The organism is Altericroceibacterium endophyticum (genome assembly GCF_009827595.1).
GTDB lineage: Bacteria > Pseudomonadota > Alphaproteobacteria > Sphingomonadales > Sphingomonadaceae > Altericroceibacterium > Altericroceibacterium endophyticum.
This window is the reverse complement of the sequence record NZ_WTYT01000006.1, coordinates 186,522-207,252: the sequence shown is the minus strand read 5'-3', so window position 1 is coordinate 207,252 and position 20,731 is coordinate 186,522. Positions and strand designations below refer to the sequence as shown.

The window sequence follows — 20,731 nt, the reverse complement described above, 5'->3', positions numbered from 1 at the left end:
AGCCGGTCAGACTTAGAATACCCTCTCTGAAATCAGCCGCGCTGCTGATGTCTCCGCTGGTTCTGAGCGCGGGCGCGTAAATGGCCGAGCTGGCATGGGTCCTTCACCGCCAGCGCCAGTTCGATGATTTCATTGGCCGGTTTGGGTGTGCTTTCAGACATTTGATCGCTCTCCTTGGTCAAAGGGATCAATGCGTCAAAAAAGCGATATGTTCCAAAAACTTGCTGGAGCGTGCCTCACATGAGGCCAAGTCGATGCAATTCGCCGAGCATTTTTCCGGGCAGGGCATCGCTTGCGTCAAACCCTTTGGGCAGGTCCTTCGGCGCGTCCTTTTCTTCCAGATAGCGCCAGCCCTGATGGGCGCGTTTGCGCTGGCTTTCCACGCCGATGAGCTGGGGTGAAAGGCGGATCCACCAGCGCCCGTCCTCGCTGCGCTGTTCGAAGCCCAGAATCTCGGATCGCGCGATCAGCGCGTGGTCGAGAATCCAGTAGAGCGAGCCGCCCTTCATCTCCTCATGCCGCTTGGGCAGATAGCGGGTCAGGATGCGTGCCTCACCGCCAAATTCCTGCGCCCGCTGGCTCAGGCGGTCGCGCAGCTGAGTGGGACTGTCGAGGCCATAAGCGATCTTGGTCATGTTAAGCGGCATGGCGCATAGATAGGGCGTCTTGCGCCGCCCTCAACCTATCCGGCGAGGCCGCATGCCACCGCCAGCCCCAAAAAGGCGAAAAAGCCCATGGAATCGGTAATCATCGTCACGAATACGGAACTCGCGACGGCCGGGTCCTGACCGACGCGGTCGAACAGGACAGGCACCGCCACACCGGCCAGACCTGCGGTGCAGATATTGATGACGACCGCCGTGGCAATCACAAGGCCAAGCATGGGCGAGAAGATGACCGCCGTGGCTATCCCGATCAGCGCCGCCACAGTCACGCCATTCAGCATCGCCACGCGCATTTCGCGCCAGAGTATCCGCCGCGTATTGCTCTTGGTCAGCTGATTGGTGGCCAATGCGCGGACAGAGACCGCCATGGTCTGCGTCCCGGCATTGCCGCCAATCGACGCGACGACGGGCATCAATATGGCCAGCGCCACCAATTGCTCAATCGCGGCCCCGAATGCTGCGATGATCAGGCTGGCGACCAGCGCCGTGCCCAGATTGGCGATCAGCCAGCGGACCCGCGCCGAATAGGCATCACGGATCGGTTCGTTAATATCGCCTTCGCCGGCACCCGACATCAGCAGGGCATCTTCGCCTGCTTCTTCGGAAATGATGTGGACGATATCATCGACGGTCAGCTGACCGACCAGGCGCCCACCTTCATCGACGACAGCGGCGGAAATCAGGGCATATTTCTGGAAGCGCAGCGCGACTTCCTCCTGATCCATACCCACCGGGATCAGCGTTTGATCACGCTGCATGACATCGGTCAGCGGAATGTGCCGCGGGGTGCGCAATATCCAGCTGAGCTGACAGGCACCGACCGGGCGGTGCCGGTGATCAACGATGAAGACTTCCCAGAATTCGGTTGGCAAATCATCCTGATCGCGCATGAAATCGATCAGGTCGCCCACCTTCAGATGTTCCGGCACGGCGACCAGCTCGCGCTGCATCAATCGGCCGGCGGTTTCCTCAGGATAGGACAGCGCATTTTCGATGACTGCGCGATTTTCCGGGTCCAGCTCGGCCAGAATGGCGCGTTGATCGCGTGGATCGAGATCTTCGATCAGCTGGACGGCATCATCGGTATCAAGCTGTTCGGCAATCCCTGCCACGGCGGAAGCGGGCAGGGATTCGATCATGTCATCACGGACATAATCGTTGAGTTCGGAAATGACCTCACCGCTCATCAGATCGGTGATGGCAGCGGCCAGCAAATGGCGCTGTTCCGGTTGCAGCAATTCCAGAAGGTCAGCAATGTCGGCGGGATGAAGCGGTTCGACCAGATCGTAGGCCCGGCCTTCATCCTCCTCTTCCAGCGCTTCGATCACGCTGGCGACATATTCGGGCTTCAGGCGGTTTTCCTCGTCGAGCTGTTCATGTTCGTCCGCCTTTTCAGGCAGGGTTTCGGCATGGATCTGCTCGTCGATTTCGCTTTCGGCCATGCCACGCCTCCTATTCGGATGGACTGCAGAATCAAGCACTTCAACCACATGCGGCGGAATCCGCACGGATCATGCCGGGTGATAGTGACTTTGCAGTTTCGATCTCTATACCGGCCCCCACGATTTTAACCCATAGGAGATTTACGGCATGGCCGATGAAAAACTCACTTTTACGATCGATACCGGCAATGGCGAAACCAGCGATGTCGTGATCAAATTGCGCCCCGATCTGGCGCCCGGTCATGTGGAGCGGATCTCCAGCCTGGCCAAGGACGGTTTCTATGATGGCGTGGTCTTCCACCGCGTGATCCCCGGCTTCATGGCGCAGGGCGGCGATCCGACCGGCACCGGTATGGGCGGCAGCGATCTGCCCGACCTGAAGGCCGAATTCAACTCGGAACCCCATGTGCGCGGCACATGTTCCATGGCCCGCACGCAGGTGCCTGACAGCGCCAACAGCCAGTTCTTCATCTGCTTCGGTGATACGCCGTTTCTCGACGGTCAGTACACTGTCTGGGGTCAGGTAGAGAGCGGCATGGATCAGGTTGACGCTCTGCCCAAGGGTGAGCCGCCGGCAAATCCGGGCAAGATTGTGAAAGCCACGATTTCCTGATCGAATCGGCTTTTTAGCATCAAGCGAAAGGGCGGCGCCGCAAGGCTGCCGCCCTTTTTCATGCCGCATTTCCAGCACAGGTCATGGTTTGCACGGGGAATGAACGCGGCTGGGCTTTCAGCAGATGCTCTGCCTGCCCGCCCTTACAATCCGGCGTCTACCATCCAGTCATGAAACATGCGGACGGGGCGCTGTTCCAGGGCAATCGGGCGGCAGACGAACCAGTAGCTATAGGGGCTGGGGACCGAGCCATCGAAAATCTTGGCCAGACGCGGATCATTGGCGCGCTTGAGATGGTCGTCATGCATGACCGCAATGCCCAGGCCCTGCGCGGCAGCTTCCAGTATCAGCTGACCGGAATCATAATGATCCACTGCGGCAGGCTGGAGATTCTGAAATCCGCGCGCCTTCTTCCAGGCGTCGAAACTCAGCGGCAAATCACTATGCACCAGAAAGGTCTGCTTCTCGAGCACTTCCTGAGAGGGTTGGAAGCCGATTTCATCCGCCAGAACGCGCCCGCAAATGGCATGGACACGGTTTTGGTCCAGCTGCACTGCGTGATAGCCCGGATCGGGATCGGTTGTCAGCAGGATCGCCGCATCCAGCGTATCGCCCACTCGCCCCATCAAATGGGAGCCGGTGTCGATATCGATATGCAGGCGCGGATGGAGTTTGCGCAGATCAGGCAGGCGGGGGAACAGTCGCTGTGTCCCGAATAAAGGCAGCACGCCCAGCCGCAGACGCAGCAGGCTGAGATTTTCGGATTGACCCTCCACCGCCACAGCCAGCGCCTCAAGGTGCGGCGCGACGGCATCGTAAAAGGTTCGCCCTTCATCGGTCAGCTTCATCGATTGCTGCGAGCGGGAGAAGAGCTTCTTGCCGACAAATTCTTCGAGATTGGTCACGCGCCGGGAAAGCGCCGACGGGCTCAGTCCCAGCTCAGTGGCAGCCGCGCGCGCAGAGCCCAGCCGAACAATGCGGACGAAAGCTTCAAGAGCCCGAAGAGGGGGAAGGCGGCGCATGGCGGAAAATACTTTGTTCAGATTAATGCAACAATGTCGAGCGTCAAATGCAACTTCTACATTGATGAATGCTTAACTTCAGGTCTCGTTGTCCGAATTTCTGTCAATATCGGGTCGCCGCAGCCGCAGGCGCTGAACATGGGTTTCATCGCCCTCCATAATCTCGATTTCCCAACCACTGGGATGGGTCAGTACGGTGCCCACTTGTGGCACCTGTTCCGCCAGGACGAAAGCCAGCCCGCCTAACGTATCCACCGCTTCAACCACTTCGGCAAGCCGGGGATCACCCACGGTTTCGGCGGCGTCATCCAGTTCAACCCTGGCATCGGCATCCCATAGGCCTTCACCGATCTGAACGATCCGTTCTTCAGGCGCGTCATCATGTTCATCTTCGATCTCGCCGACGATTTCCTCGACCAGATCTTCGATCGTGATGATTCCGTCCACGCCGGAGAATTCATCGACCACCACGGCCAGATGAATGCGCCGTGCGCGCATATCGGCCAGCACGTCCAGCGCGCCTCTGGTGGGGGGGACGTAGAGTGGCTGCCGCATGAGCGAGGTCCATTCCTCGGTCGGCGGCTGACCCTTGGCGACATAGCTGAAGATGTCTTTCACATGCATCATGCCGATCACTTCATCGAGCGATTCGCGATAGACCGGCATGCGGGAATGGCCGTGTTCGGCAAAGCTCTGCACCAGTTCGTCCCAGCTTGCGCTTGCGGCAATGGCAATGATCTCCTTGCGGGGAATTGCCACATCATCGGCATCATGCTCGCTGAAATGGAGCAGCTTGCGCAGCATGGTCAGCTCCACCGACGAAAGGTCGCCATGGACCGGGCGCTGACTCCCATCGGCGCAGTCGCCAACATGTTCGTCAATCACCTCTTCCAACTGCGCACGCAGCGACATGTCGCCGGCACCGCTTTCAAACAGGCGACGAATCAGCGACCACAGGCCGTTGCTACTGTCCGCGTCTCCATTGGCGGTGTCACTCAATCTGGAACCCTCGGGCATCGCCCTGTCGCTCTCCTTAATGTCAAATTCGGTCACCATATGGGTCGGCTATACCCATATTCGCAAGCGTCTTTATTTCGAGCGCTTCCATAGCTTCGGCATCGGCGTCCGAAATCTCGTGATCATGGCCGGCCAGGTGCAACATTCCGTGCACGATCAGATGGGTCGCATGGTCTTCCATCGTCACGCCTTTTTCCGCCGCCTCCCGCGCGCAGGTCTCATAGGCCAGGGCAATATCGCCCAGCAATTCAGGGGGGCCATCCGCCGCCAGGGTCAGCAGATCATCCCGCTCCAACATGGGGAAGGACAGGACATTGGTGGGTTTGTCACGGTCCCGCCACTCGCGGTTCAGCGCATGGACGTCTGCATCGGAGGTGAAAAGCAGGCTGGCGCTCAGCCGGTCATTGTCCAGTTCCGGCGCATGACGGGTCAGCGTATCGACCGCGCGCTCGGCGAGATTTTCCCAGGCCCCTTCGGGCCATGGTTCTTCGAGAGATATATCCAGTTCCAAACAACACCTTCAGCTTTTGGATTCGGCAATGCATGCCCTTGGCACATTTGCGGACTCCTATGCCAGCGGAACCATCGGATGAGCCTTATGTGCGGTGAGTGGTTTGGAACAGGAAAAGGGTTCTAACCGTATGAAAGGTAAAGGAGAAGATAGTATGCCAAAACGTCAATCACTGCATCCGGACAATGATCTTATCGACTCCATGCAGGATGAAAATATGGGCGGCCAGCAAGGCCGCGCCGGCGGAAATGTACCGCGCGATGTCGGGACACGTTCTGAAATGAACACGGCGCGTGGTTCTGACCAGAAGATGGAGCGGCCGACGGGGCAGGACAACCCTGAAGAAGATGCTCTCAAAGGGCCAAAAACCCGCTCCGCCATTCAGGATTCGCGAAATTGAACACGCCTCTCGCCCGCGTGGGCTAGCCAAGCTGGCCCTCGCGGGTAAACCGCTTAAAGGGGCCGGAATGAATTGTGCGAGAATTACGGGCGCCAGAATGGCGCTGGCCAGGCTCGGCGAACTTCGGCCCCAGAGAAGAAAATATCGGTGATGACGATCGGTTTGACGCCAGCTGCGGATGCGCCGAGGGTAAGCGTCAGCTCATCCAGATTGAGCTTTGCCATAGGCCAGTCGAAAAAGGGGTGAATTGGCCGCCGCTGCCCATCTGGCCACAGGCCGCTGGCGCGTAAATTGCGTGCGGGCACCATGCGCGAAATCTCGGCTGAAACGCGCTCCAGCCTGGCATCATCATCAAGCGATTGCAGGGAACGTCTCCAAGAGGCGCGCTGCTGTAGATATTCGCCCAAATCGGCCAGTCCCATATCGAACACAGGCTGTGGCCGGGGAGCCAAATACGGTTTCCCTCGCTGCGGCGGTGCGCCCGTGACAATCCGCCTGATTGCCCGCCAGAGCAGAATGATGGCGCCCAGCGCGACAATCGCTGCAGCGGTGCTGATCATCGTCGTGCGCGAGGAAAAACCAAGCTGTGCTGGGTCGATTGTTGCCATCAGCAGGATCAGCGCCGCGAAGACGGCTGCATAGAGCAGAGTGGAGACAACCCGGCGTTCCTTGCGGAAGCGGCGCGCCGGCGGGCGGCGCCATTGCCAGATCAGATAATTGCGAAACGACATGGGTGAAGGTGCGGGGTCTGATAGCGGTGCCGGTCTATCTCACCCGGCACCTGATCTCAGCTATCCTTGCCTTCATAGGCTTCGACGATCCGGCCCACGATCGGATGACGGACCACGTCGGCACTGGTGAAGCGGGTCACGCCCATTCCTTCCACATCCTCCAGCCGCGCCACGGCATCGGCCAGACCGCTGCGTTCATCACCGCCCGGAATATCGACCTGCCGCGGATCGCCGCAAATCACCATCCGGCTGTTCTGCCCGAAGCGGGTCAGAAACATTTTCATCTGCTCGCGCGTGGTGTTTTGCGCTTCGTCCAGAATAACAAACGCATCGGCTAGGGTCCGACCACGCATAAAGGCGATTGGTGCGATTTCGATTTCGCCACTGGCGATCCGCCGATCCACTTGTTCCGGGGGCATGCAATCATAGAGCGCATCGTAAAGCGGGCGCAGATAAGGATCGACCTTTTCCTTCATATCGCCGGGCAGAAAGCCAAGCCGTTCGCCCGCCTCCACCGCCGGGCGGGACAGGATCAGGCGCTGCACGCTGCCGGTGATCAACTGGCTGACGGCCTGTGCGACCGCCAGATAGGTCTTGCCCGTACCGGCCGGGCCCAGTGCGAAGATGATATCGCGGCTGGCCAGTTGCTGCATATATCCGGCCTGCATGGCGGAGCGCGGCACAATGGTCTTGCGCCGGGTGCGGATCATGATGGAAGGGGCATTGGGTTTGCCGCTGATGATCCCTTCCAGCGTCGGCTCATTGGCCATGGCGATCATGGATTCGATGGCCCCGGAATCAACTTCCTGCCCGGTCAGCAATTTCTCATGCATGGATTTTAGCACGGCGCGTGCGCGTGCGACCTGATCTTCGGTCCCCTCGATCACCACCTTGTTACCGCGTGCGGCAATATAAACGCCGATTCGGTTTTCGATCTGGACGAGATTGGCGTCGAATTCACCGAACAACGCGCCAAGCACGGCCTGTTCGTTAAATTCGACTTCGGCCCGGGCGCGGCGAGGCATGTCGCGGCGATCCTCGGGATGGGCGATGGCGGCCTGTGTTTCGGCACGATCGTTCTTGCGGCTCATGCGCTCCTTTCGGCTAATGATTCGAAAAGATAATCGCCTTCTTTCGCGACACAAGCATGGCATGTGCCCAAGGCGGTGGAAAAACAAGCCGGGACAAAGACGAGATAGGACAATTTGTCCGCTCACTGCACGGGACCCGGCCCACCATCTGGGTGGTTACTATGTCAGATGTAACAACAGCAGGTGCACCCATGCAGGACTTCTCTGACAAGATTGTAATCGTAACTGGCGCAGCGTCAGGCATTGGTGAGGCGATTGCCCGCGATCTGGCAGCGCGCGGCGCAAAAATTGTGGCGGCCGATTTTAACCGCGAAGGCGCTGAAAAACTGGCCGGAGAATTGGGCGATCAGGTGCGCCCTTTCATGGTTGATGTCAGCAAGGCAGATCAGGTGAAGGCCATGGTTGATTTTACGACCAGCGAATTTGGCGGGCTGGATGGCGCGGTCAACAATGCCGGGATCGGCGCACCGGATGTGAAAATGGGGGAGCTTGATCCCGACGACTGGCAGAAGGTCATCGGCGTCAATCTCAACGGCGTATTCTATGGTCTGCGCTATCAGATTCCTGCCATGCTGGAGCGCGGCGGTGGAGCGATCGTCAACATGGCCTCCATTCTTGGCGCTGTTGGCTGGTCCGGCGCGTCAGCCTATGTCGCGGCAAAGCACGGCGTGTTGGGCCTGACGCAGACCGCCGCGCTGGAATATGCGGCGCAGAATATGCGGGTGAATGCTGTTGGCCCCGGCTTTATCGAAACGCCGCTGATCCGGGAAAACATGTCGGATGAAGCACTCGCCGGTCTGGAAGCGATGCACCCTGTCGGGCGTCTGGGAACACCGGATGAAGTCGCGAAATTGACGGCTTTCCTGCTCAGCGATCAGGCAAGTTTCGCCAATGGGGCCTATTACCCCCTGGATGGTGGTTTTCTGGCACGCTGATTCCCCCCCCCCCCCCCCTTGAGCGTGCCAGGGAGAGGTCAGGTGTTGTCATGCGGGACACCTGGCCTCTCTAACAGCCGATAGGGAACAGACAGGCCGCGCAGTGTCGCGGCTGCAGGGGTTCTACGCCGCGACGGTCTGTTTCAGTTCGCCGCGCAAGGAATTGGGCCCGGCCTGCGCCAGATGGACGCGCACCATATCACCAATTGCTGCTTCACCCGTGAAGAAGACCGATTGCAGCCATGGTGATTTGCCCAGCCACTGGCCCGGCAATTTGCCCTGGCGTTCCACCAGCACATCACAATTCTGGCCCTGACTGCGCTGGTTAAAGGCCAGCTGATCGCGGTTCAGCGCTGCCTGCAGACGCTGGAGCCGTTCATCCATCACCTCTTTCGGCACGGCGTTATCCATGCTCGCTGCGGGCGTGCCGGGTCGGGGGGAATATTTGAAGCTGTAGGCCTGCGCATAGCCAACCGCATCGACCAGTTTCAAAGTCTGTTCGAAATCCTTGCCGGTTTCACCGGGGAAGCCAACGATAAAATCACCCGACAGGGCGATGTCGGGGCGAACCTTGCGGAAACGGTCCAGCAGCTTGAGATAGCTCTGCGTCGTATGGCTGCGGTTCATGGCCTTCAGAATGCGATCGGAGCCGCTCTGCACCGGCAAATGGAGATAGGGCATCAGCTTGTCCACCTCACCATGTGCGGCGATCAGGCCTTCTGACATGTCATTGGGGTGGCTGGTCGTATAGCGGATGCGTTCCAGGTCAGGCAGTGCGGCCAGAGCGCGGATCAGCCCGTCGAGGCCGATTTCATGGCCGGTTGCATCTTCACCGCTCCACGCATTCACATTCTGTCCCAGCAGGGTGATTTCGCGCGCGCCATTTGCCACAAGGCGGTCTGCTTCCGTGACCAGATCAGTGAAGGGGCGAGAGATTTCCGCGCCGCGCGTATAGGGCACAACGCAATAGGTGCAGAATTTGTCGCATCCTTCCTGCACGGTCAGGAAGGCACTGGGGCCGACGCGGCGGCGCTGCGGCAGGACGTCGAATTTGGCGTTGGCCGGCATATCCGTATCCGTGCCGCGTTCACCCTTCACCGCGCGGTCGAGCATGTCGGGCAGCCGATGATAGGCCTGCGGCCCCACCACCATGCCCACAGCCGGTGCGCGGGCCATGATTTCTTCGCCTTCCGCCTGCGCGACGCAACCGGCGACCGCGATCATCGGATTTTTGTCACCCTTGGTCAGGCGTCCAATATCCGAATAGACTTTCTCGGCGGCCTTCTCACGGATGTGGCAGGTGTTCAGTACCACCAGATCGGCATCATCGCCTTCAGCTGCAGGGCTGAGCCCCTTGTCATTCAGCATTTCGGCCATTCGTTCGCCATCATAGACGTTCATCTGGCAACCGAAGCTTTTGACCCGATAGGTCTTGGGTGTTTCGCTATTTCGCATGGGGCGCGCATTTATCCCGATTCGCTCAGGAAATCAAAAGCGGATCGCATTCCTGATCTGACATTCGGCGTGGCGAGCCATTGTCTTGCGGTCCGAATGGGGAATGGGAGAGAGAAACCGGACGGTGAGCCGGACCGGACGCAACCGGGCGAAAATCCGAAAAAAATCGGCAGGTCCGGGATTATCGCCCACCCATGCAATCTCTGGTGCATTGTCATAGCATAAAGCGACCGGCTGGATCGCGTGCGTTTCAGGCAATTGTTCGGCGGCCGATAGCAGGCTGCTCTTGAATGGCGCGACATCGTCGCCCAAGCTCGTCGTGCCTTCAGGAAATAACGCCAGGCAGCGTGTGCCGATCACGTGGGAAATGGCGTCTATCTGGCTGCGCACATTGAGCCTTTGCGAACGGGATATGAAGATCGTGTCATTCTGTTCACACAGCCAGCGCATGAAAGGGTGACCGCTCAGCCCGTCATGCGCGATAAAGCTCGCGCCGCAAACATGGGCGAGGGCGGGAATATCCATCCAGGTGACATGGTTGGACAGCAGCAAGGCCTGCGGCTCTGCCTGTCCAACCACGCGCAGGCGCAGGCCAGAGATATACCCCAGTCCGGAAAGGAACAGGCGCGCGGTTTTTCGGCCCGCGCCGAACAGGCTGAAGATGCCATGCGGGATCAGACAAAACCCGAGCCACAGCCCGAGTAAAGCCAACCGTATTATCACCAAAACCCATTGCCAGACTGACAGAGGGGCAGGCTGAATCATAAGGCGTTAGTCATCGCGATCTATCCGGACGCCATACAATTCCATGCGGTGGTCCACCAGGCGATAGCCCAGCTTCTCGGCGATTTGCCGTTGCAGGGCCTCCAGCTCAGGGTCCACGAATTCCACGACCTTGCCCGTTTCGACATCGATCAGATGATCATGATGCGCTTCGGGCGCAGCTTCATAGCGGGCGCGGCCATCGCCGAAATCATGCCGGTCGAGGATGCCGGCCTCTTCGAACAGGCGCACGGTGCGATAGACCGTAGCGATCGAGATTTTCGGATCGATTGCGGAGGCACGTTGATGCAGCATTTCTACATCAGGGTGATCCTCGCTTTCCGAAAGAACGCGTGCGATCACCCGCCGTTGTTCGGTGATTCTGAGTCCGCGTTCCGCGCAAAGCTGCTCGAGATCAATGGATTGTTGCAAGGTATTCCCCGATATTGAAAGCCCCGCCACTATGGGAAGTGCGGGGCTGATTTTCAACTATATGAGAGAATCGATCAATCCTCTTTCTTCCGGCGTCCACGGCGCTGGCCCGGCTTCCGGCCGAGGCCGATCTTCTTGGCCAGTTCGCGGCGCTTCTCAGCATAGTTGGGGGCAACCATAGGGTAATCCGCTGGCAAATCCCAGCGTGTACGGTAATCTTCAGGTGTCATGCCATAGGCCGTCATGAGATGCCGCTTGAGCATCTTCATTTTCTTGCCGTCTTCGAGGCAGACCAGATAGTCCGGCTTGATTGAAGCGCGAATGGATACAGCCGGCTCAGGTTTTTCTTCAACCTGCTCAGCTTCACCCAAATTGGCCAGAGCGCCATAAACGTTCTGAATCAGCGAAGGCACATCTTCAACCGTTACGTTATTGTTGCTGACATGCGCAGCGACAATATCAGATGTAAGTGTGATCAGGGTTTCGGCCATGTCGCTTTCAATTTTTGCACTATGTTCCATTATATTCTCGTTTATTTTTTCGACCCGAATTTTATACTTAAGCCATTGGCTTCAAGTTGCGATATATTCTCCCGTGCACATGCGTGAAGGGATTGCAAGAAATTATTTAAATAGGATGCTTACTATACCAAAATAGAACAAATTGGTTTTTCCAAAGAAATGCCAATTCTCGATGGTTGGAATATATATTTCGCAAAATGAGAAAAACTCTTCGTAGATTTACTTGAGAGATTGTCCGGGCAAAAAGGATCGATCAAAGATCAGATTGCCTAACCAGCTCCGAATCGCTTTAACTACAAAGTGGCAAACGCAAATTTATCAAATTCAAACAAGTGTTTTTACGAAGGTAATAGCATCAAAGGGGCCGTCGGTTCCCGACCGATAATAATTTGGTCTTCTTCCGCATTCGACGAAACCGCTGGATTTATAGAGTTCTAGCGCTGAATTGCCGTCTCGCATCTCGAGGAAGATGCGTTCCACGCCGCGGTTACGCGCCGCGTTCAAAAATCTTGAAAGAATGAGCTGCCCTATTCCTTTCCCCTGATGCGAGGGGTGTACGGCCAGCAACAACAGTTCTTCTTCATCGACTGCACCGCGTGACATGGCGAAACCGCAAATCTCATCATCAACAAGCGGATCGTCGCCATCCTTATTGGCGACGACGTAAAATGTATTGGGCATGACCAGTGCTTCACTTACCTGACGCTGTGACCATGCTTCGCCATAGAGCGGATCAAATGCGGCGTTCATCACCGACATGATGCCATCGACATGGTCCATCATGCCACCGGACTGTTTAGCGTCTTTCCGCCGGGCAGTTTGGCATCCGGTGGACGCCCATAAAACGGGCTGAGTTCGGTAGTCAGCTGATGAGCAGGCAAGGAGGCAAAGCAACGCGCATCGGGCAGGATCTCCAGAACGCTGCCGTGGCCGCGCCGCTCGATAAGTGCCGCGGCCTGCGTGCCGGCAACAAGGTCATGTGCGGCATATTGGGCTGCATCATCGGGCTTCAGGGAGCGGAGATCGCCATCGGGTTGTGTATCGCCGGAGAAATTCTGGACGAACCATTCGCCATGGCCGCCCGTCATCGCAACGCTGACCTTGTCGGTGTTGTGCTGCGCCTGAGCCATGGCGGCTATCAGAGCAAAGCTGGGATAGCCCAGCACCTTGGTCTGCCAGGCGAGGCCCAGTGCGCGCGCCGCAGCCAGACCGATCCGCACACCCGTAAAACTGCCGGGACCAAGTGCGACAACAATACGGTCAGCGCGGCCATTGCCGGGCAATTCGGCAATCATCGGCACCAGCCGTTCCGCATGACCACGGCCGAGCCGTTCAAACCGCCCGTCCAGCATATCAGTTCCATCGAACAATGCGACCGAGCAGGCTTCGGTCGCACTATCAATAATCAGGCTGCGCATGATGTTTTACAGGATGCGGTTGAAACGGTCGAAATCGGGGCGGGGGCTGCGCTCGAAGATGCTTTTTTCGTCGCCATAGCCGATGGAACAAATGAAATTGCTCTTCCACGCTGGCTGATCAGCAAAGAAATCGGCATCCACGGCCTGATTGTCAAAACCGGACATGGGGCCGCAATCGAGCCCGACCGCGCGGGCCGCCAAAATCAGATAGGCGCCCTGCAGAGTGGAATTGCGGAAAGCGGATTCCTTGCGCCCTTCTTCGTCACCTTCAAACCAGCTTTTGGCGTCAGTGTGGGGGAATAGCCAGGGAAGCTGTTCGTGAAATTCCTCATCCATCGCCAATATGGCGCAGACGGGTGCGCCGGTTATTTTGTCTTTATTGCCATCCGATGCATGTCCGGCGAGACGTTTCTTTGCGTCATCCGATTTGCACCAGTAAATTCTGGCGGGAAGTTGATTGGCCGAGGTGGGCCCCATCTTCATCAATTCCCAGGTCTGGTGAAGCTGATCATCAGACACGGGGCGATCAAGAAAGGCATTATAGCTGCGCGCTTCACGAAACAGCTGGTTCAGCGCGCTGGATGAAAGGATTTCGGCCATAATTCGTGTTCCTTGGTATGGGGCGCCGGTCAGGCGGCGCGAACTTCAACTACTTCAGGAACATAATGTTTCAGCAGCCCTTCGATCCCGTGTTTCAGGGTAGCGGTCGAGCTGGGGCAGCCTGAACAGGCGCCCTGCATGGTCAGATAAACGACGCCGTCACGGAACCCGCGATAGCGAATATCGCCGCCATCCCCGGCAACGGCAGGGCGTACGCGTGTTTCCAGCAATTCCTTGATCTGGACGATCACATCTTCATTGCCCGGATCATCGACGATGTCTTCGTCTTCTTCGGCTGGAACGGAAATGCCGGCGGCGCTGCCGCCAGTGAAGAGCGGAGCCTGACTGACGAAATGATCAAGCAGGATGGAAACCACCTGCGGCTTCAATGTCGACCATTCGACACCGGGGGCGGCGGTAACGGAAATGAAATCGCGCCCAAAGAACACCCCGGTCACTTCACCTGTATCGAACAGGGCAGATGCCAGTGGCGAAATTTCCGCATCTTCGGGCGAGGCGAAATCTCGCGTGCCCGAGGCCATGACCTCCTGACCCGGCAGGAATTTGAGGGTCGCGGGGTTCGGTGTTGTTTCGGTCTCGATAAACATGTCAGGAATTTAGGGTCGCATAAGGTAAAGGACAAGGCTCAGGCCGCTTTAGCACCATCATATAATGGTAAGAGCGCGCGACATGCCTGTCTTCGCACGGTGCCGGGTGGTGGGCGATGGAGTTATTGCGCGATCGTTTCGCGCTGCGTTTGATTGCCACTTTTGGTCTATTCACTGTTCCTTCATCACCGCAAGGCCTAAGCATTGCGTATGATTCTATCCGCTCGGTTTCGTCATCGCTTTCTTCCTCTCATGGCCTCGGCAATGCTGCTGTCGCCCGCTGCCGTTCAGGCGCAGCAGGCTGCGCCGACAGTGTCTGTTGCGGTCGAGCCCAGCGCTCCCCAGCCGCAATATCTGAAACCGGATGATCCATGGATCTATCGCGGCACCGATATTCCGGTCGATAAGGAATGGCTGTTTGGCGAAATGCCCAATGGGGTGCGCTATGCTGTGCGCCGCAATGGTGTTCCGCCTGATCAGGTGTCCATCCGTATCCGGATTGATGCCGGTTCGCTGAATGAAACGGATGACGAGCGCGGCTATGCCCACCTTCTCGAACATCTGACCTTCCGTCAGTCCAAATATATGGCGGAAGGGCAGGCCATCCCCATCTGGCAGCGTTTAGGCGCAACATTCGGTAGCGATACGAATGCTGAAACCACGCCGACGCAGACCGTGTTCAAGCTCGACCTTCCCAATGCCCGGCCCGCGGCACTTGATGAAAGCATGAAGCTGCTTTCGGGAATGATCCGCGAACCGACGCTCAGCGCGTCCAATCTGGCGGCCGATCTGCCGATCGTTCTGGCCGAGAAGCGCGAAAACTCGGGCGCTGGGACGCGGATCGCGGAGGCTACGCGCTCCACCTTCTTTCATGGCCAGCGACTGGCCGATCGCGCGCCCATCGGTACCATCAAAACCCTGAAGACGGCCACGCCGGAAAGCGTGCGGGCCTTCCATCAGAAATGGTACCGACCAGAAAACACGGTTATCGTTGCAGTGGGTGATGTTGATCCGCAGCAACTGGCGGCGCTGACAGAAGAGTATTTTGCCGATTGGAAGGTCGCGGGCAAGGCGCCTGCAGCCCCTGATTTTGGCAAGCCTGAGGCACCCGATGATGCAAAAGGTCCCAATCCTGTGGGGCGAACGCGGGTCATTGTCGAACCAGGTCAGCCGCGCGGAATTTCCTATGCCATTCTGCGCCCATGGGAACAGGTCACCGATAATCTCGAATATAATCGAGGCTTGCTGATCGACGGCATTGCGCAGGCTATCATCAATCGCCGGCTGGAGGCGCGGGCAAGAAGCGGTGGCAGCTATCTGATGGCATCGGCGCAGCAGCGCGATGTCAGCCGCAGTGTGGATGGTACATTTGTTTCCATCACGCCGCTGGGCGATGATTGGCAAGCTGCGCTGCATGATGTGCGCGCCGTGATCGCAGACGCTATCACCACCCCGCCCACGCAGGAGGAGATCGACCGCGAACTGGCCGCATATAATGTCGCCTTCGCCAATCAGGTGGAGCAGCGGGCGCTGCTCGCCGGTGGTCAGCTGGGCGATGATCTGGTGCAGGCAGTCGATATTCGTGAATCGATCGCCGCGCCTGAAACCATCTTGAACGTGTTCAAGAATATGCGGGATCGTTTCACGCCTGAGGCGGTGCTGGAGCATACGCAGCGCCTGTTCCAGGGTACGGTCGTGCGCGGCGCGCTGGTTACCCCGGTTGCCGGAGAGGCAAGCGAGGCCGATCTGCGCAAGGCCCTGAACCATAAGGTGGAAGCTGATGGCAATTCGCGCATTTCGGCGGAAAGCATTTCCTTTGCCGATCTGCCGCCAATCGGGGAGCCTGCCGATCCGGTGGAGCGGGCACCGCTTGGTGTCCTGGGGTCGGAGAAGATCACCTATGCCAATGGCGTGAAGGCGCTGATCTGGCGCACCAATAATGAGCCGGGGCGGGTCACCGTTCGGGTGCGGTTCGGCCACGGTCTGCAGGGCTTCTCCCCTGAAGATGCCGCCTATATTGAACTGGGTCAGATGGCTCTGGTCGGGTCAGGTCTCGGCCCGTTGGGGCAGGAGGAGCTGGACCGTATTTCTACCGGCCGCATGCTGGGTTTCGATTTCTCCATTGAAGACGGGCACTTCACTTTTGAGGCCCGGACCCGCAGTGCCGACGTGGCCGATCAGCTTTATCTCTTCGCGGCAAAGTTGGCCATGCCACGCTGGGATGCCAATCCGGTGGAACGGGCCAAGGCGGCCTCAACCCTGTCTTATGATAGTTATAACGCCACCGCTTCCGGGATACTCAGCCGTGATTTGAACTGGCTGCTGCACAATCGCGATCCCCGCTACGCTACGCCCACTCCGGCGCAGATTCAGGCGACCACGGCAGAGGGTTTCCGGGAAGTATGGGAGCCATTGCTAAAGCAGGGCCCGGTGGAAGTGATGGTCTTTGGTGACATCGATCCCGATCAGACCGTGGCCGCGCTGTCGCGGACATTCGGGGCCTTGCCGCCGCCGACTGCCTTGCCTGGCGATACCGTGACTGAGCTAGACGGTTTTCCTGCCGCGAATGATGATCCCCTGATCCTGTATCATCAGGGTGACAAGGATCAGGCTGCGGTTGCCATAGCCTGGCCGACCGGCGGTGGATCGGATCGCCTGCCGGAAAGCCGCAAGCTGGAAATTCTGGCCGATGTGTTTTCCAACCGGCTGCTGAACGCCGTGCGGGAAAAGGAAGGGGCCAGCTATGCGCCGCAAGTCGGTTCCAACTGGCCGCTGGACATGAATTCGGGCGGTCATTTGCTGGCTCTGGCGCAATTGTCGCCGGCCAATGTCCCGGCCTTCATCCAGGAAGCAGACAAGATTGCAGCGGACCTCGCCACAAATGGGCCAACAGCGGACGAACTGGCGCTGGTGACCGGGCCGATGCGGCAATTGATCAACCGGATTCAGACCGGCCATACGTTCTGGATGAATGAACTTGCCGGTGCGACGATTGATCCGCAGCGGGTCAGACATCTGCCCAGCCTGCTGAATGACTATACCAATGTGACGCCGGAAGAGATCCGTAGTCTGGCAGCGAAATATCTGGTCAAGGACAAGGCCTGGCACCTGGCAATTCTGCCTAAAGACACAGCCGCGGCAAACCGATAACGGATGTAACCTTTGCAATTGCAGGCCCTGAGTCGTATTTGCGCGCGGCTTTAATGATTAGTTTTGAGAGTGATTGACGTGGCAAACGACTGGACACCTGACGGCTGGAAGCAGCATGAGGCGAAGCACCTTCCGCATTATGAAGATGCGCAGGAGCTGGTCGATGCGGAAGCCACTCTGGCGCGCTTTCCGCCCCTGGTCTTTGCCGGCGAAGCGCGGTCTTTGAAGACCAAGCTCGCCGATGTGTCTGCCGGGCGGGGCTTCCTGCTGCAAGGCGGCGATTGCGCGGAAAGCTTTGCCGAATTCCACCCCGATAATATCCGCGATACGTTCCGCGTGATTCTGCAGATGGCGGTTGTTCTCACCTTCGCCAGCAAGCAGCCTGTGGTGAAGGTCGGCCGGATGGCGGGCCAGTTTGCCAAGCCGCGCAGCTCGCAGACGGAAACGCAGGGCGATGTGACATTGCCCAGCTATTTCGGTGATATCATCAATGGCATCGATTTCACTGCGGACAGCCGCCGGAATGATCCCGAGCGGATGATCCGCGCCTACAGTCAGGCGGCGGCAACACTCAACCTGCTGCGCGCCTTTGCTGGCGGTGGCTATGCCAATTTGCGGCAGGTCCATCAGTGGACATTGGATTTCGTGGATCGCAGCCCCTGGGCCGATCGCTTCACCAATGTCGCCGACCGGATCAGCGAATCGCTCGACTTCATGGAAGCGTGCGGGGTTGATCCGCAGAGCGTGCCGCGTTTGCAGAGCACGGATTTCTATACCAGTCACGAGGCGCTGCTGCTGCCTTATGAAGAAGCTTTGACGCGGCAGGATTCGCTGACCGGCAAGTGGTATGACACCAGCGCGCATATGCTGTGGATCGGCGATCGCACACGCTTTGAGGGCAGTGCGCATGTCGAATTCCTGCGCGGGGTCGATAATCCGATCGGCGTGAAATGCGGCCCCAGTCTGGAGCCGGACGTATTGCTGAAATTGCTCGACACGCTGAACCCGGCGCATGAAGCAGGGCGCATCACGCTCATCAGCCGGTTCGGCCATGAAAAGGTCGAAGCCGGTCTGCCCAAATTGGTGCGTGCGGTGAGGGATGCCGGGCACCCCGTCGTGTGGTCATGTGATCCGATGCACGGCAATGTGATCAAGGCCGAGAGCGGTTTCAAAACCCGTCCTTTCGACCGTATTCTGGCAGAAGTGAAAGGGTTCTTTGCCGTTCACCGGGCCGAGGGGACACATGCTGGCGGGGTTCATATCGAAATGACCGGGCAGGACGTGACCGAATGCACGGGCGGCGCCGTTGCGATCACCGATGCTGGTCTTGCCGACCGTTATCACACCCATTGCGACCCCCGGCTCAATGCCGCCCAATCTCTCGAGCTGGCGTTTCTCCTTGCAGAAATGCTGAACGCGGAAACGGGTGATCTGGCGCGTGACGCGGCCTAAAACCGTAAAGTTAATAAGTAGATAGAAGACATCTGTTAACCTTGGTAAGGTAGGACCTCTCGCAAGGAGAGGTTGTATAATAAAGTCACTGAGACATTGGGTGGAGCCGATATTGCTCGGCTTCGCTGTCCTGCTGGTCGGCCTTCTCATGTCGATCATGTATGCTGACTGGCAGGGATTTGTGCTGCTATGGCCGTCTGATGGCATTGCCATTGCTGCGCTATATCTCAGTCCGCGCCGCCGGTGGCCTGGTCTGCTGGTGGCTGTCTTCTGTGCAGAGGCACTCGTATCCCATATCGCGGGGTACGATTTGTCGATGAATCTGATGTTCGCAGCGGGCAGTACTGCCCTTGCGTTTCTCTCGCCGTGGTTGACCTTTAAATGTCCCGGCGACGCCAACCAGCCATTGAATAGTTTCGCTCAGGCATTCGGAATTGTCGGGGGCGCCCTGGTAGCTTCCGGGGCGAAATCACTGATCTCTCTGCCATCGCGGATTGATCAGCCTCTCGACAGCCAGATTTACTGGTTTCTCGCGCCGGTGCTGGCCATTCTGATCATTACCCCCATTCTCCTGGATATCGCGCGGGTGGCTGCGCAAGGTCGTCACTTGCGCGATCTGATGCGCTATTTTCTCGGCCGGTATGTTGCGGTGTTCCTTATCGTCGCGCTGATGTCTGCCATCATCTTTGCGCGCCCTGATCTGGCGATGTTCATCGCTGTCCTGGCGGCTATCATTATAGCGGTCAGCCTTTACGGGCAGATCAGTGCCGCTGTGGCGGCTCTGGCTTTTGCCAGTGTCGCAACCTGGGATAGTCTGGGTGGACATAGCCCGCTGGTTGGACTGATAGATCGGCCATTTTCTGCCGCAGTATATCTGCAGCTGACGATCCTGCTGATGATCCTCACGTCAATGCCGCTCGCTGTCTTGCAGATTAACCGGGAGATGTTTGAGAGGAGTTTGCGTCAGCGCAATAACCAGCTGATCGAAAACAACACCATGCTCAACCTTTCCGAGGAACTGGCCGGGATCGGACGCTGGCGCCTGAATTGGAGAACAGGTGAACAATTCTGGTCACCGCAGATGTTCAAACTCAATGGAATGGATCCGGAACTCGGCCCGGATCCGGGTGATGTAAAGCATTTGCTGCCAGATGGCGGCGAGGAACTGTTCAGCAAGATCCGCGAACATGCGGAAGATCGGTTGCCGTTTCCCATAAAATACCATGTGCGGTTTCCAAACGGGACGGACCGCATTTTGGAAATGCATGCCAATAATGAATTCGATGAAAGCGGGCGGCGTATTGGTCTGTTTGCCGTGGCGATGGATCTGACGGAACATTTTCGCCGGGAAAAAGCGCTGACCACGGAGCGCGCCCGGGCCATGCATCTGGCGGCCGAGGCGCATAAGCTTGCCAATACCGACCCGCTGACGGGGCTCGCAAATCGGCGCCGTTCGCTGGACCAGCTGGATAAATGCCTGAAAACCGCTTCTGAAAAGCAAACGCAGGTCGCGCTGATCATCTTCGACATAGACCATTTCAAACAGGTCAATGACAGGTTTGGCCACCAGACCGGGGATGATGTGCTGATTGCGGTCGCGGATCTCGCGCGCAGGCAAATGCGCGCCAATGATTTGCTCGGCCGGATCGGCGGAGAAGAATTTATCTGGATTCTCGAGGAATCGAGCGCTGAAGAGGCCGAATTGGGCGCGGAAAGACTGCGCCGGGCGATCGAGCTGCACACGGGACAGGATGGTCAGCCCAGAGTTACTGCCAGTTTTGGCTATGCGATATCGGAGCCGTATGAAACTCAGGATTCGCTCTTCGCGCGGGCTGATGCGGCTCTTTATGCCGCCAAACGGGAAGGGCGAAATGCAGTAAATGCTGCCCTGTAATTCAGCTTTTAC

The 20,731-nt window shown here is 58.1% G+C and carries 22 protein-coding genes; 6 read left to right on the top strand and 16 right to left on the bottom strand.

Annotation, left to right across the window (positions count from 1 at the left end; all coding sequences use genetic code 11):
* Window positions 1–32 precede the first annotated feature (32 nt).
* From GRI91_RS16295 to mgtE, 3 genes are all read right to left on the bottom strand, one after another.
* Window positions 33–161, bottom strand: coding sequence for a hypothetical protein (locus GRI91_RS16295; RefSeq protein ID WP_272917857.1), 129 nt, complete (start codon window positions 159–161; stop codon window positions 33–35).
* 75 nt (window positions 162–236) lie between these two features.
* Entirely contained in the window at window positions 237–647 is a 411-nt protein-coding gene (locus tag GRI91_RS13985) for a DUF1489 family protein (protein ID WP_160737307.1), read from the bottom strand.
* A 35-nt stretch (window positions 648–682) separates the two neighbouring features.
* Complete coding sequence (gene mgtE, locus GRI91_RS13980) at window positions 683–2,107, bottom strand: magnesium transporter (RefSeq protein WP_160737306.1); 1,425 nt, start codon at window positions 2,105–2,107, stop codon at window positions 683–685.
* Window positions 2,108–2,255: 148 nt separating this feature from the next.
* Between mgtE and GRI91_RS13975 the strand changes: the two genes are divergently transcribed.
* The gene (locus GRI91_RS13975) at window positions 2,256–2,720 is read left to right on the top strand and encodes a peptidylprolyl isomerase (RefSeq protein WP_160737305.1); all 465 of its coding nucleotides are present in this window, start codon (window positions 2,256–2,258) and stop codon (window positions 2,718–2,720) included.
* A 143-nt stretch (window positions 2,721–2,863) separates the two neighbouring features.
* Here the strand turns inward: GRI91_RS13975 and GRI91_RS13970 are convergent, their stop codons facing one another.
* From GRI91_RS13970 to ybeY, 3 genes are all read right to left on the bottom strand, one after another.
* Complete coding sequence (locus GRI91_RS13970) at window positions 2,864–3,742, bottom strand: LysR substrate-binding domain-containing protein (RefSeq protein WP_160737304.1); 879 nt, start codon at window positions 3,740–3,742, stop codon at window positions 2,864–2,866.
* Between the two features lie 78 nt (window positions 3,743–3,820).
* Window positions 3,821–4,759 (bottom strand): hemolysin family protein, encoded by a 939-nt coding sequence (locus GRI91_RS13965; RefSeq protein WP_160737303.1) that lies wholly within the window; start codon window positions 4,757–4,759, stop codon window positions 3,821–3,823.
* 22 nt (window positions 4,760–4,781) lie between these two features.
* Entirely contained in the window at window positions 4,782–5,270 is a 489-nt protein-coding gene (gene ybeY, locus GRI91_RS13960; protein WP_160737302.1) for an rRNA maturation RNase YbeY, read from the bottom strand.
* 94 nt (window positions 5,271–5,364) lie between these two features.
* Here ybeY and GRI91_RS13955 point away from each other — a divergent pair, with 94 nt between their 5' ends.
* A complete protein-coding gene (locus GRI91_RS13955) occupies window positions 5,365–5,670 on the top strand; it encodes a hypothetical protein (protein ID WP_337190378.1) in 306 nt (101 codons plus the stop codon).
* Between the two features lie 83 nt (window positions 5,671–5,753).
* Here the strand turns inward: GRI91_RS13955 and GRI91_RS13950 are convergent, their stop codons facing one another.
* Both GRI91_RS13950 and GRI91_RS13945 read right to left on the bottom strand, forming a co-directional pair.
* Window positions 5,754–6,401 (bottom strand): hypothetical protein, encoded by a 648-nt coding sequence (locus tag GRI91_RS13950; protein WP_160737301.1) that lies wholly within the window; start codon window positions 6,399–6,401, stop codon window positions 5,754–5,756.
* Window positions 6,402–6,457: 56 nt separating this feature from the next.
* Window positions 6,458–7,492 carry a PhoH family protein gene (locus GRI91_RS13945; protein ID WP_160737300.1) on the bottom strand — a complete coding sequence of 345 codons (1,035 nt, stop codon included), beginning with the start codon at window positions 7,490–7,492 and terminating at the stop codon, window positions 6,458–6,460.
* 191 nt (window positions 7,493–7,683) lie between these two features.
* Here GRI91_RS13945 and GRI91_RS13940 point away from each other — a divergent pair, with 191 nt between their 5' ends.
* The gene (locus GRI91_RS13940; RefSeq protein ID WP_160737299.1) at window positions 7,684–8,427 is read left to right on the top strand and encodes an SDR family NAD(P)-dependent oxidoreductase; all 744 of its coding nucleotides are present in this window, start codon (window positions 7,684–7,686) and stop codon (window positions 8,425–8,427) included.
* Between the two features lie 123 nt (window positions 8,428–8,550).
* Here the strand turns inward: GRI91_RS13940 and miaB are convergent, their stop codons facing one another.
* The 8 genes from miaB to GRI91_RS13900 form a co-directional block, all read right to left on the bottom strand.
* Window positions 8,551–9,882, bottom strand: coding sequence for a tRNA (N6-isopentenyl adenosine(37)-C2)-methylthiotransferase MiaB (gene miaB / locus GRI91_RS13935; RefSeq protein WP_160737298.1), 1,332 nt, complete (start codon window positions 9,880–9,882; stop codon window positions 8,551–8,553).
* A gap of 33 nt (window positions 9,883–9,915) precedes the next feature.
* Window positions 9,916–10,605 carry a 1-acyl-sn-glycerol-3-phosphate acyltransferase gene (locus GRI91_RS13930; RefSeq protein ID WP_160737297.1) on the bottom strand — a complete coding sequence of 230 codons (690 nt, stop codon included), beginning with the start codon at window positions 10,603–10,605 and terminating at the stop codon, window positions 9,916–9,918.
* A 48-nt stretch (window positions 10,606–10,653) separates the two neighbouring features.
* Window positions 10,654–11,076: a Fur family transcriptional regulator gene (locus GRI91_RS13925; protein ID WP_160737296.1), complete on the bottom strand. Its 423-nt coding sequence runs from the start codon at window positions 11,074–11,076 to the stop codon at window positions 10,654–10,656.
* Window positions 11,077–11,150: 74 nt separating this feature from the next.
* Window positions 11,151–11,597 (bottom strand): Ros/MucR family transcriptional regulator, encoded by a 447-nt coding sequence (locus GRI91_RS13920; RefSeq protein ID WP_160737295.1) that lies wholly within the window; start codon window positions 11,595–11,597, stop codon window positions 11,151–11,153.
* Window positions 11,598–11,921: 324 nt separating this feature from the next.
* Window positions 11,922–12,380 (bottom strand): GNAT family N-acetyltransferase, encoded by a 459-nt coding sequence (locus GRI91_RS13915; RefSeq protein ID WP_160737294.1) that lies wholly within the window; start codon window positions 12,378–12,380, stop codon window positions 11,922–11,924.
* Window positions 12,377–13,015, bottom strand: coding sequence for a tRNA (adenosine(37)-N6)-threonylcarbamoyltransferase complex dimerization subunit type 1 TsaB (gene tsaB, locus GRI91_RS13910; protein ID WP_160737293.1), 639 nt, complete (start codon window positions 13,013–13,015; stop codon window positions 12,377–12,379). Before tsaB ends, GRI91_RS13915 begins: the two co-directional genes overlap by 4 nt.
* 6 nt (window positions 13,016–13,021) lie before the next feature.
* Window positions 13,022–13,615, bottom strand: a complete 594-nt coding sequence (locus tag GRI91_RS13905; protein WP_160737292.1) for a malonic semialdehyde reductase — start codon at window positions 13,613–13,615, stop codon at window positions 13,022–13,024.
* 29 nt (window positions 13,616–13,644) lie between these two features.
* Window positions 13,645–14,223 carry a NifU family protein gene (locus tag GRI91_RS13900; RefSeq protein ID WP_160737291.1) on the bottom strand — a complete coding sequence of 193 codons (579 nt, stop codon included), beginning with the start codon at window positions 14,221–14,223 and terminating at the stop codon, window positions 13,645–13,647.
* 264 nt (window positions 14,224–14,487) lie between these two features.
* Here GRI91_RS13900 and GRI91_RS13895 point away from each other — a divergent pair, with 264 nt between their 5' ends.
* From GRI91_RS13895 to GRI91_RS13885, 3 genes are all read left to right on the top strand, one after another.
* The gene (locus GRI91_RS13895) at window positions 14,488–17,373 is read left to right on the top strand and encodes a M16 family metallopeptidase (protein ID WP_237437905.1); all 2,886 of its coding nucleotides are present in this window, start codon (window positions 14,488–14,490) and stop codon (window positions 17,371–17,373) included.
* Window positions 17,374–17,451: 78 nt separating this feature from the next.
* Window positions 17,452–18,825, top strand: a complete 1,374-nt coding sequence (locus GRI91_RS13890; RefSeq protein ID WP_160737463.1) for a class II 3-deoxy-7-phosphoheptulonate synthase — start codon at window positions 17,452–17,454, stop codon at window positions 18,823–18,825.
* A gap of 112 nt (window positions 18,826–18,937) precedes the next feature.
* On the top strand, window positions 18,938–20,719 hold the full coding sequence (locus GRI91_RS13885) for a sensor domain-containing diguanylate cyclase (RefSeq protein WP_160737290.1): 1,782 nt from the start codon (window positions 18,938–18,940) through the stop codon (window positions 20,717–20,719).
* Window positions 20,720–20,731 lie beyond the last annotated feature (12 nt).